The organism is Actinoplanes sp. DH11, from assembly GCF_020873875.1.
GTDB lineage: Bacteria > Actinomycetota > Actinomycetes > Mycobacteriales > Micromonosporaceae > Actinoplanes.
Window position 1 is genome coordinate 101510 of record NZ_JAHWGU010000009.1, and the last position, 10442, is coordinate 111951.

At 72.9% G+C, this 10442-nt stretch carries 12 protein-coding genes; 6 read left to right on the plus strand and 6 right to left on the minus strand.

The window, feature by feature from the left end; all coding sequences use genetic code 11:
- The first annotated feature begins 85 nt into the window (after positions 1-85).
- Entirely contained in the window at positions 86-577 is a 492-nt protein-coding gene (locus LPA41_RS15250) for a MarR family winged helix-turn-helix transcriptional regulator (RefSeq protein ID WP_229071032.1), read from the plus strand.
- Between the two features lie 62 nt (positions 578-639).
- Here the strand turns inward: LPA41_RS15250 and LPA41_RS15255 are convergent, their stop codons facing one another.
- Complete coding sequence (locus LPA41_RS15255; RefSeq protein ID WP_229071033.1) at positions 640-1626, minus strand: DUF5937 family protein; 987 nt, start codon at positions 1624-1626, stop codon at positions 640-642.
- A gap of 111 nt (positions 1627-1737) precedes the next feature.
- Between LPA41_RS15255 and LPA41_RS15260 the strand changes: the two genes are divergently transcribed.
- A complete protein-coding gene (locus LPA41_RS15260) occupies positions 1738-2103 on the plus strand; it encodes a YciI family protein (protein ID WP_229071034.1) in 366 nt (121 codons plus the stop codon).
- 227 nt (positions 2104-2330) lie between these two features.
- Here LPA41_RS15260 and LPA41_RS15265 read toward each other — a convergent pair whose 3' ends face one another.
- Entirely contained in the window at positions 2331-3134 is an 804-nt protein-coding gene (locus LPA41_RS15265) for a carbon-nitrogen hydrolase family protein (protein ID WP_229071035.1), read from the minus strand.
- A 40-nt stretch (positions 3135-3174) separates the two neighbouring features.
- Here LPA41_RS15265 and LPA41_RS15270 point away from each other — a divergent pair, with 40 nt between their 5' ends.
- Positions 3175-4155 carry a glycerophosphodiester phosphodiesterase family protein gene (locus LPA41_RS15270; RefSeq protein WP_229071036.1) on the plus strand — a complete coding sequence of 327 codons (981 nt, stop codon included), beginning with the start codon at positions 3175-3177 and terminating at the stop codon, positions 4153-4155.
- 5 nt (positions 4156-4160) lie between these two features.
- On the opposite strand, the gene LPA41_RS15275 is transcribed toward LPA41_RS15270, so the two are convergent.
- Positions 4161-5087, minus strand: a complete 927-nt coding sequence (locus LPA41_RS15275; RefSeq protein ID WP_229071037.1) for a DMT family transporter — start codon at positions 5085-5087, stop codon at positions 4161-4163.
- Between the two features lie 81 nt (positions 5088-5168).
- On the opposite strand from LPA41_RS15275, the gene LPA41_RS15280 reads away from it, so the two are divergent.
- From LPA41_RS15280 to LPA41_RS15290, 3 genes are read left to right on the plus strand one after another with little or no spacing between them, the layout of a single operon-like run.
- Complete coding sequence (locus LPA41_RS15280; RefSeq protein WP_229071038.1) at positions 5169-6056, plus strand: LysR family transcriptional regulator; 888 nt, start codon at positions 5169-5171, stop codon at positions 6054-6056.
- Between the two features lie 51 nt (positions 6057-6107).
- Positions 6108-6467 carry a hypothetical protein gene (locus tag LPA41_RS15285; RefSeq protein WP_229071039.1) on the plus strand — a complete coding sequence of 120 codons (360 nt, stop codon included), beginning with the start codon at positions 6108-6110 and terminating at the stop codon, positions 6465-6467.
- Between the two features lie 51 nt (positions 6468-6518).
- Positions 6519-6917: a hypothetical protein gene (locus LPA41_RS15290; protein ID WP_229071040.1), complete on the plus strand. Its 399-nt coding sequence runs from the start codon at positions 6519-6521 to the stop codon at positions 6915-6917.
- A 12-nt stretch (positions 6918-6929) separates the two neighbouring features.
- Here the strand turns inward: LPA41_RS15290 and LPA41_RS15295 are convergent, their stop codons facing one another.
- From LPA41_RS15295 to LPA41_RS15305, 3 genes are all read right to left on the minus strand, one after another.
- Positions 6930-7427: a hypothetical protein gene (locus tag LPA41_RS15295; RefSeq protein WP_229071041.1), complete on the minus strand. Its 498-nt coding sequence runs from the start codon at positions 7425-7427 to the stop codon at positions 6930-6932.
- A complete protein-coding gene (locus tag LPA41_RS15300; protein ID WP_229071042.1) occupies positions 7424-8338 on the minus strand; it encodes a bile acid:sodium symporter family protein in 915 nt (304 codons plus the stop codon). The genes LPA41_RS15295 and LPA41_RS15300 overlap by 4 nt, the downstream gene beginning before the upstream one ends.
- Before the next feature lie 113 nt (positions 8339-8451).
- On the minus strand, positions 8452-10425 hold the full coding sequence (locus LPA41_RS15305) for a HEAT repeat domain-containing protein (protein ID WP_229071043.1): 1974 nt from the start codon (positions 10423-10425) through the stop codon (positions 8452-8454).
- Between the last annotated feature and the right edge of the window lie 17 nt (positions 10426-10442).

Sequence of the window (10442 nt, forward strand, 5' to 3'; positions counted from 1 at the left end):
CCGCGGCCACGTCAACCGTCTCGGCATGTCGGGCATCGGGCGATCTGCGATCGTCGAATTCCTCGAGCGTTGGAGTTGAGGTCGCATGAATGCCCGTACCGTGCCGGCGACCGCCGACCCGTCCGCAGGGGATGAAGCCCTTGCCGCGCAGCCCATCGGTTACTGGAGTGGGGCCGTGCACAGGGCGGTCGTCGAACGGCTCCGTGACGCGATGGCGACCATCGATGTCACGCAGCCGCAATGGTGGACGCTCACCCGGGTGGATGCCGGTGACGGCCTCACGCGCGGGGACGTCGCCGCGCAATGGGGAGACGTCGCGGACGGTCCGTACGAGGTGCCTCGCGCCATCGACCAGCTCCTGCACCGCGGGTGGATCGTCGCGGACGAGGCCGGGCGGCTGCACCTGACCGATGCCGGCCGGGCGGGTCAGGGCCGGGTGCGGGAACTGGTCGCCGAGCTGCGCGAGCGCATCCATCACGGGATCCCGGACGAGGAGTACGTCGCCGCACTCGAAGTCATCCGGCGGATGATCGCGAACAGTGATGCGGTCGCCGGCGAAGCGGCCCGCACGCCCTGACCGACGCGGGGCTCCGGGAAGCGTGCGGCGGCGGGGTGAGCAGCGCGTACGACATGGCTGGATCAGCGCCCGCCGGCGAGGGCTTCGCTCAGCGGGGTACGGGTGTGCAGCACCCGGGTTCCCGCCCGGCGGCTGTCCACCAGGCCGGCGTTGCGCAGCACGGCGAGGTGGTGGGAGGCGGTCGAGGCCGCCAAACCGGTCAGCCGGGCGCACTCGGACGTCGACAGGGGCTGCTGGAGTTCCACGACGAGGCGGGCCCGGGCCGAGCCCAGCAGCGCGGTGAGCGCGTCGAGGACGTCGGCCGCCGGGCGGTGCCAGGTCTCGGAGATGCCGTGCGCCGGATAGAAGATCGTCGGGTGGGTGGGAGGTTCGTCGAGGACGAAGCAGCGCCGGGTGGCCATCACCGACGGGACGAGCAGCAGCCCCGTACCCCCGCAGTCGACGGAGGCCTCGTAATGCGGCAGTTGGACCCGGACCGCGTCGTTGTGCCAGGTCACGGTCGAGTGCAGGGTGGCGATCATGTCGGCGAGTCCGGCGTCGCTGATGCGCCGGGCCCGTACCCCGATGTCGGCCCGCAGCAGACGCAGCATCTGGGGCCACACGGGGTCCAGCAGCGCCTCCCACACCTCCTGCCAGGCCTCGACGATCGCTGCCCGGGCGCGCGTGGGATCGGCGATCAGTTGGCGGATCTCCCGCTGCCGGTCACCGCTCGACCGGATCACCATCTTCTGCAGATCGGCCCGCAACCGTTCGTCGGGCACCTGGCGCAGCCGTTCCAGCTCCTGCTCGGGGGTCATGTCGCCGGCCGGGTCGGTGGTGAGGAAGTCGGGCATGTACCCGTCGACACCGCTGATCACGGCCATCAGGCGAAAGCCTTCACCCATCTGTTCGTTGCGCAGGGTGCGGAACCAGCCCCAGTGCAGCGGTACGCTCTGCGGCCGCAACACGGCGCGTACCGCATGGACCAGCTCGTGCCCCGGGGAGATACCGAACCGGATCGCGGAGATGTCGGTCGAACCAAGCCGGAACTCCACTATCTTTCGATCCACATCGAAAGGGTAGTAGCCGCGGGTGTCCCTGTTGGAGGGTAGATCGCACCGGAGCCGCGACAGCGCCCGCCGGTTCGACCCACCCGACCGCGACAGAACAGGAACCGTGCCATGACGCAGTACTTTCTGACCGTCCCGCACGACACGTCCGAGGCGCCGACGATGGCGTCGATGGACCCGGCCGAGCTGGAGGCCGCGATCGCCGCCGTCGGCCGCTTGAACACGGCGCTGCAGGAAGCCGGCGCCTTCGTGCACGCCGGCGGGCTGCACCCGCCGGCGACCGCGGTCACCGTCGACGCCACCGGCGCCGAGCCGAAGCACATCGACGGCCCGTTCGTGGAGGCCTCGCAGTACGTCGGCGGCTTCTGGATCATCAACGCGCCGGACCGGGAAGCGGCTCTCAACTGGGCGGAGCAGTGCTCGGCCGCCACCGGGTCGCGCATCGAGGTCCGCGCGCTGCAGGACGGCCCCGAGTAACGCACCATCTCTCGGGCAAGGGCCTCGGTGCGGCACACCCGCGGACGTCGCCACCGACCGGGACCTGGACCACTGGCGGAGCTGGAGCCCGTCGGCCTATGAACCGCACCCACACCCAGCTGTCACCCACGGCTGTTGGCCGCCCGTTTTGTCCAGCCGTGCGTGACAGCCGGGTGCGGGGGTGGCTACGGCGTCACGAGACGGTGAACCCGGCCAGGGAGCGCTGGCTACGCCTCCGTCGGGCAGGTCCGGGCCGTTCCGCCGGCGGGGTGGTATTCCACCGACAGCACGTCGCGGCGGCGCTGGTTCAGATACCAGTCGCCGGCCTCGGACAGGTCGATCTCCTGCCGCAGCAGGCCGGGCGCGCCCGGCGGGAGTTCGCCGAGGACCTCGCCGCGGGGTGACACCACCATGCTCGGGCAGTGCTGGTCCGGATCTGCCACGTTGGACGCCACCACGAACCGCTGGTTCTCGGCGGCCCGGCTGATCAGGTGGCTGCGCCAGACGCCCGGCACCTCCCGGGTGTTCGCCGCGTTGGTCAGGTAGACGAACATCTGCGCGCCGGCCGCGGCCAGGTGCTGCCACTGCTCGGGGAACCGGATCTCCCGGCACAGTTGCACGCCGGCCACTCCGGCGGCGAGCGGGAACGTGGGCAGGGATGTGCCGGGTTCCAGCAGGCCGCGTTCGTTCATCGCCAGGTTGATCTTCTGGTAGACGCGATGGGCGCCGGTGGCCGGGAAGTGCAGGGCCGCGTTGCACCAGCCGCCCGGCACCGGCAGCAGCGAACCGCAGAACACCTCCACGCCGGCGTCCCGGGCGAGCCGCCCGACCCGGGTGACGGCGTCGTCGACCACGGCGGGCGGCAGTGACGAGAGGGGCGTGAGGCTTTCCCCGTACCCCGAGATCATGCCCTCCGGAAAGACCACCACGTCGCCGGGCCGCGCCGCGGCGAGGACGTCGCGCACCTGCCGCAGGTTCGCGTCCACATCCCACACCACCGGCACCTGAGCCACCACCATCGAGATCCGCATCGGGACATCTTGGACCACGCATCGATGGCACCATGTCGCGATGCGGAAAATTGTGCGACGGCTGGGTGTCCCGCTCGCGGTGCTGCTGGCCGCCTCCGCCGCCCTGTGGGCCGGCAACAACTCCACGCTGACCGGCACCGACGGCCGGGAGCCGCCGCTGGTGCTGGCACACCGGGGTCTCGCGCAGACCTTCGACGTGGCGCGGGTGGCCGCGGACACCTGCACCGCGCAGATCATCCACGAGCCCGAGCACCCCTACCTGGAGAACACGCTTGAGTCGATGCGGGCGGCGTTCGACGCGGGCGCGGACGTCGTGGAGTTCGATGTGAAGCTGACCCGGGACGGGCAGCTCGCCGTCTTCCACGACACCACGCTGGAGTGTCGCACCGACGGGCGTGGCACCGTCGCCGAGTACACCATGGCCGAGCTTCGTGAACTCGACCTGGGTTACGGGTACACCGCCGACGGCGGCGCCACCCACCCGTTCCGCGGCCGTGGTGCCGGGCTGATGCCGTCGGCGCCGGAGGTGCTCGCCGCGTTCGGCGACCGGGAGCTGCTGATCCATCTGAAGAACGACCAGGCGGCCGATGGGCAGGCCCTCGCGGCGCTGCTGGAGCGGGAGCCGCAGCAGCGCCGTGACCAGCTGACCGTCTACGGCGAGGACCGTGCCGTCGCGGCGTTCACCGCGGCGCTGCCCGGTGTGCGAGCCACGTCGAAGGCGATGATGGAGAGCTGCCTGATCCGGTACGCGGCCATGGGCTGGACCGGTCACGTCCCGGCGGCCTGCCGCAACACGCAGCTGCATCTGCCGGCGCGTTACGGCCGCTGGTTGTGGGGCTGGCCGCTGCGGTTCACCGACCGGATGTCCGAGGCCGGAACCCGGGTGATCCTGGTTGCCGACGGCGGCGACTTCTCCGCCGGGTTCGACGCGCCCGCCGACGTCGCGGAGATCCCGGCGGGCTGGTCCGGCGGAGTGTGGACGAACCGGGTCGACGTGACGGCGCCGCTGCTGAAGAGCTGAGCCGGTCAGCGGCCGCCGGAGAGCTGAGCCGGTCGGCGGCTGCTGGAGAGCTGAGCCGGCCGGCGCCGGATCGTGGCGAACGCGACCCCGGTCAGGCACAGCGCCCCACCGGCGAAGGCCAGCGGCGCCGGCACCTCGCCGAGCAGCGTCCAGGAGAGCAGGACCACCAGGGGCGGGATGGCGTACGTGGTCGCGGCCAACCGGCCGGCCGGGAAGTGGGACAGCGCGTACCCCCAGGTCAGGAACGCGATCGCGGTGGGGAACACGCCCAGGTAGAGCAGGCCCAGGGTGGACGAGGCGGGCGCGTCCGGCAGCGTACCGATCAGGTCCGGGGCGAAGGGCAGGCAGAAGACCGTGCCGGCGACGCAGCCCAGCCACGTCATCGTCATCGGGTCGACCCGGGTCAGCAGCCGTTTCTGCGCGGTCGCGCCGACCGCGTAGAGCAGCGCAGCCGCCAGCCCGAGCAGCACCCCGGTGAGGTCACGGTGGCCGGAACCGGTGGTCGTGGCGATCAGCAGCACGCCGGCGAACGCGATCCCCATGCCTATCATCAGCCGCCGCGGGAAGCCCTCACCGAGCAGCAGGCCGGCGAGCACGCCGATCAGCACCGGCGCCAGGTTGACCAGCAGGGCCGTGGTGCCGGCGTCCAGGTGCCGTTCCGCGGTGTTCAGCGCCAGGTTGTAGAGCCCGAACCAGGCCACGCCCCAGGTCAGGACCCCGGCCAGCACACGCCCCCGTGGCAGCGCGGGCCGGGACGGTCGCAGCAGCACGACCAGGGTCAGCGCGGCCGTGCCGGCGAGTTGTCGGCCGAGCGCGAGCGCGCCGGGGGAGTAGTCGTGGCCGACGGCGCGGACACCGACGAACGCCGAGGCCCAGAGCAGCACGGTGATGCCGGCCGCCACGAACGGGAGTGATCTGGGTGCGGGAACCATGATGACATCCTCGGCACCAGGACTCTTCAGCACCAGTTCGCATTTCTTCCGTACTGTTCAGTCGCACTGTATGGTCCGGTCATGCTGGATCTGCACCGACTGCGCATCTTCCGCTCCGTCGTCGCGAGCGGCAGCGTGCACGCCGCCGCCAGCAACCTCGGCTACACGCCGTCCGCGGTCAGCCAGCACCTCACCGCCCTGCAGCGTGAGACCGGCCTCACCCTGCTCGAACGCGCCGGTCGTGGCCTGCGTCCCACCCCGGCCGGCCTGGTCCTGGCCGCCGAGGCCGACGGTCTGCTCGCCCGCCTCGGCGCCACCGAGACCCTCGTCGCCGACCTGCGGTCCGGTCGCACCGGCTCGCTGTCGATCGCCTACTTCGCCTCCGCCGGCACCGTCTGGCTGCCACCGCTGGTCCGCCGGCTCACCCACGACTTCCCGGGGCTGCGGCTGGACCTGCGCCTCAGCGACGACGCCCCGGACCAGCTCGACGAGCGCGCCGACATCCACCTCACCGTCGCCCGCGGCGACCTGCTCGCCGGCCCCGGCGTGGCGGTCCACCACCTGCGCGACGACCCGTATGTCGTGGCCGTCCCCGCCGGCCACCGGCTCGCCGGCGCGGCCGGGACCGAGCTGGCCGACCTGGAGTCGGAGCGCTGGGTCGACAACGACTTCGCCCGCGGCTGGTGCCGCCGCGTGCTGCTCGACGCGTGCGCCGCCGCCGGCTTCCGGCCCGCCTTCCACGTCGAGGCCCACGACTACCGGGCGGCGCTCGCCTTCGTGGCCGCCGGCATCGGCATCACCGTCCTGCCCAGCATCGGCGCCGCCCAGCCGCCACCGGGCGTCGCCGTCGTCCGGGTGGTCCGCCCCACCCCGATTCGGTCCATCTACGCGGTTGTCCGCGAGGCCGTCGCGCACACCGAACCCGGCCGCACCGCCGTGGAGATGCTCAAAACCACGTCGGCGGGCTGACCGGCGGCCTGCCGACTACCGGCGGGGGCGGGCAGCGGCCATAGTCAGGGCATGGACAGTGACGACAGCCGCCAGGACCTACCGTTCGACGATCTGGCGAGGACCGCGGAGGCGATCGCCCGCACCGCCGAGATCAGCGCCCGCGTCCACGACGAGGTCGGCGAGCATCTGCCCAGCGCGGCGGAACACGCCGCCCGCGACCGGATGTTCGCCGCTGCGGAACGGGAGGCGGCCGAGGCGTACCGGGCGCGCCGGATCCCGCCGCCGCACGTGCGCGAGGCCATCAAGGCCAGCGGCAGCGCCGAGGAGGCCCAGGCGTACGCGGAGAAGCAGCGGCAGGAGCAACAGCGGGAGGCCGCGCAGCCCGGCCCGGGGCCGGAGCAGCCGCCCGCAGCCGGCCGCCACGACTGACCTGCGGAGGCCGGGCCGCCCGAGCCGGCCGGCGGCGGCATAATCGCGGCCATGCCCACGTGGACCTTGAGCGAGATCGAGACGGCCGTGCGCGCCGGCTGGGCCGCGGACACCTGCTCCCCGGACGATGTGGAACGTGCCGCCTGGGAGCCCGGCAACCCGGCCTGGGGGCACTGCGACATCACCGCGCTGCTGCTCAACGACCTGCTCGGCGGCGACCTGGTGCTCGGGGAGGTGCACCTGGACGGCGAGCGGCACGGCTTTCACTGGTGGAACCGGCTGCCCGGCGGTCTGGAGATCGATCTGACTCGGGAGCAGTTCCGGCGCGGGCAGACCATCACGGCGGCCCGGGTCGTCGAACGGCCGCCGGGTCGGCCGCGGCGGCGCGCCGAGGAGTACGAGCTGCTGCGCTCCCGGGTCGCCCGGCATCTGGGGCCGCTGCCGGGCTGAGGGCGCGTGGCCTCAGGACACCGCGTCCAGGAAACGCTCGCCGGTGCGCTGTTCCCGCTGTTCGCCGCGCCACGAATACCAGGCCGCCAGGGGCCAGAGCACCACACCGAGCCAGGCCCACGGCGTCACGGCGAACCCGAGCCAGATCGAGAGCACGACGAAGAACCCGAAGAACAGGGCGTGCGGTACGGGTCGCAGTCGCGGCCTGGCCCAGTGCCGCGCCACCCGGGTCGCCGCGTCACCGAGCCGCGGATCGGCCGGCGGCCGTGCGGTGCGGACCGCCTCGATCACCGTCTCCCGCTCGGCGCCGCTGAGGTCGCCGAACAGCCTGCGCACGTGCACCCGGGTGACACCCCAGAGCGCCAGACCGAACACCACGCCCATGACCAGGTACGGCCCGACCCCGAACCAGGTGTGCGGACGGTCGCCGCCGAGGCCGTACATCAGGCCGCTCCAGAGGAAGCCGGTGATCTGGCAGCGTAGCCACAGCGGCCAGCGCAGGGGATTCATGACCGGATGGTATCCACCGATGTCTCTCCCGGCCCGGCCGCCGGATCGGCCGGGGACGCCCGCCGGGTGACCAGGAACCCGAAGGCGGCGGCGGTGAAGAACATGACGATGCCGTACACCGCCGCGGGGATCGCCATCTCGGTGCTGTTGAGCAGGGCGGGGCTGACGGCGATCGCGATCGCCAGAGTGCTGTTGTGGATGCCGATCTCCATGCCGACGGCGATCGACTCGCGCCGGCCCACGCCCGCCGACCGCGGCGCGACGTACCCGATGGTCAGGCTGGCCACGTTGAAGACGAGGACCGCGATGCCGACGGCGACGACGTAGTCCGCGATGTTGTCGCGCTCCTTGAGGACCGTCCCGGCGATCACCGCGATCAGCACCACGACCGACAGGATCTTGACCGGCCGCGCCAGCCGGTCGGCGAGGCCCGGGAAGCGGGCCCGCAGCGCCATGCCGGCGGCGACCGGGAGCAGCACGATCGCGAAGACCTGCAGCACCTTGTCGAACTGCAGGCCGATGGACCCGCTGCCGGCGAGGAAGTGCGCGGCCGACAGGTTCACGATCACCGGCAGGGTGACGACCGCGAGCACCGAGTTGACGGCGGTCAGCGTCACGTTGAGCGCCACGTGCCCGCCGAACAGGTGACTGTAGAGGTTGGCCGTGGTGCCGCCCGGCGACGCCGCGAGCAGCATCATGCCGACCGCGAGTTCGGGGCGCAGGTCGAGCGCGACGACCAGTCCGAAGCAGAGCGCGGGGAGCAGCAACACCTGGCAGCCGAGCGCGATCAGGGCCGCCCGCGGATAGTTCACGACGCGGCGGAAGTCGGCGACGGTCAGGCCGAGACCCAGGCCGAGCATGATGATCCCGAGCGCGACGGGGAGACCGACGGTCGTCAATGACGAGTCCATGGCGCAGGATTCTGCCCCCGCGACCGGACGCGAGGAATCCTCATTTCAGCCGATGGGAGGCCGGGTCGGAAGAACCGATGCGGCCCGGGTCGGAAACCGGCGCGACGGCCGGGTCAGAAGAACCGGCGCGGCGGCCTCGGCTCGGTCCGGTTCTGGGCGATCACCTGGCGACAGTCGGCCAGCAACTGCTCGTCCACGTTGATCTCGGACGGGGAGAGGCCCAGGTTGCTGGCGTTGTGCCGCACCGGGATCGCCAGCTCCGACTCGGCGTGCCGGACCGCGTAGCCGGCGTTGCCGATCTCCACCCAGAGCCGGGCGATGCGCGGCCGGATCCGCGGCGACTCCTCCCAGACCCGGCCCAGCATCCGGGCGCCGCTCGGGTTGCCGACCACCCGCCACAGCGCGCAAGCGGCCGCGGCCCGCACCTCGTTGCCGGACCGGCCGGTCAGCCGCTTGGTGAGCCGGGTGGCGTGGCCGGCGGCGCGGATGCCGAGCGCGGCCAGCCCGTCGATCGCCGCCACCGCGTGCGCCGGGTCCTCGAAGTAGCGGTCGTAGACGGTCACGGCCGCGTTCGAGTCACCCGACACCAGCCAGATCGCCCGGGCCGCCGCGAGCGCCAGCACGGCGTCCGTGCTGTCCAGCGCGGTGTGGATCTCCGGTATCCGGGCGGCGGCGGTCCGGCCGGCGCGCGCCAGCAGCTCCAGACCGGCCACGTCGATCGGCACCCCGGCGAGGTGATCGGCCGCCTCCTGCGGCGCCACCGCGACAAGCGCCTCCAGCAGACCGGCCTGCGACGACCCGGCCGACGACGACCCGGCCGGCAGACCGGCTGGCGGCGACCCGGCCGGCAGCGGGCCGGGGGAGGAGGTGGCGCGCAACCGGCGCCGCAGGGTGAAGCCGAGCCGGCGCGCCCGGATCCCGTACCCCGCGATGTGCTGATGCAGGTCCCGCGCGTCCGGCGCCTCGTCGAGCAGCCGCTCCAGAATGGGCAGGACCCGTTCGTCGCGCAGGATCGCCAGGATCTCGATGGCCGGCGCGATCTCGCCCCGCACCACCCAGCGCTTCGGGTCCGGCAGCACCGCGTGGACGGCGTCCGCGGCCGGCCGGCCCACCTCGCCGATGCCGAGCAGCAGCCGCATCGCCGCCGTGCGCACCACCGGGTCGGGGCCACCCAGCAGCGCGGCGGCCCGGTCCACCAGGGGCGTGTACGGCCCCCGCAGCCGCTGCACCACCGACCGTGCCTCGTAGAGCGCGTCCTGCCACGCGTCCCAGGCGTCGATGTCCAGCATGTCGTGCAGCAGCGACAGCTGGGCGCCGGCGTCGTCGCGGTAGCCGGCTCGGACCGCGGTGACCACCGGGTGGTAGCCGGGCGTCCACTGCCGGGTCGCCATCCGCGCGCCGGCCCGCAGCGGCGCGGTCACCTCGTCGACCGGCGCCGGTTCCCGGTTCAGTCCGTCCCGGTAGGCGGCCAGCAGCGTGTCCCGGGCCTTGCCGGCGTCGAACGCCGGCGGCTGCGGCGACGAATGGTGCAGGGCCATGAATTCGGTGAGCGCGGTGATCCGTACCCGTAGATCGGGGTCGGTGTCGGCGACCGCGGCCAGACCCGCCTTGGTGGCCTCGTAACCCGTGCCGTGCACCCCACTGATCACACAGGACCGCAGCAGGGTGAGCCGTACCCGGGCGTCGGGTTCGGCGGCGAACCGGTCCCAGAGCAGCTGTGGCAGGTCGGGCAGGAGCCGGTAGACGGCACGGACGGCGTACGCGGCCGCCTCCCGTACCCCCGGGTCGTCGTCGGACAGCAGGGCGGTGAGCCGCCCGTCGGCCGCGAGCAGATGCTTGGCCCGCGCGGTGACGCCGTTCATCTGCCAGGTGCGGTCGGCGCCGGCCAGGTCGCCGACCAGCCGCACCACCTCGGCGCGTGGCGGGTCGGCGTGCAGCAGCACCGGGAGCGCGTCGAGGACCCACGGCTGCACGTCCTCGCCGTCGGGAGCGAGCCGGTACAGCCGGCGCAGCGCGGTGGCGTCGCCCCCGGCGGCGTCGTCGAACAGCCGGGGGGCGAGGGGGGAGCCGTGGGTGAGCGCCGTCATGTGCCAAATCATCGTGG

Bases quoted from the DNA above. Each gene is read 5' to 3' on its own strand.
- LPA41_RS15290 (WP_229071040.1), top strand. From the start codon at position 6,519: ATGCCCACGTGGACCTTGAGCGAGATCGAGACGGCCGTGCGCGCCGGC.
- LPA41_RS15280 (WP_229071038.1), top strand. From the start codon at position 5,169: ATGCTGGATCTGCACCGACTGCGCATCTTCCGCTCCGTCGTCGCGAGC.
- LPA41_RS15300 (WP_229071042.1), bottom strand. From the start codon at position 8,338: ATGGACTCGTCATTGACGACCGTCGGTCTCCCCGTCGCGCTCGGGATC.
- LPA41_RS15270 (WP_229071036.1), top strand. From the start codon at position 3,175: ATGCGGAAAATTGTGCGACGGCTGGGTGTCCCGCTCGCGGTGCTGCTG.
- LPA41_RS15285 (WP_229071039.1), top strand. From the start codon at position 6,108: ATGGACAGTGACGACAGCCGCCAGGACCTACCGTTCGACGATCTGGCG.
- LPA41_RS15250 (WP_229071032.1), top strand. From the start codon at position 86: ATGAATGCCCGTACCGTGCCGGCGACCGCCGACCCGTCCGCAGGGGAT.
- LPA41_RS15275 (WP_229071037.1), bottom strand. From the start codon at position 5,087: ATGGTTCCCGCACCCAGATCACTCCCGTTCGTGGCGGCCGGCATCACC.
- LPA41_RS15265 (WP_229071035.1), bottom strand. From the start codon at position 3,134: ATGCGGATCTCGATGGTGGTGGCTCAGGTGCCGGTGGTGTGGGATGTG.
- LPA41_RS15295 (WP_229071041.1), bottom strand. From the start codon at position 7,427: ATGAATCCCCTGCGCTGGCCGCTGTGGCTACGCTGCCAGATCACCGGC.
- LPA41_RS15305 (WP_229071043.1), bottom strand. From the start codon at position 10,425: ATGACGGCGCTCACCCACGGCTCCCCCCTCGCCCCCCGGCTGTTCGAC.
- LPA41_RS15260 (WP_229071034.1), top strand. From the start codon at position 1,738: ATGACGCAGTACTTTCTGACCGTCCCGCACGACACGTCCGAGGCGCCG.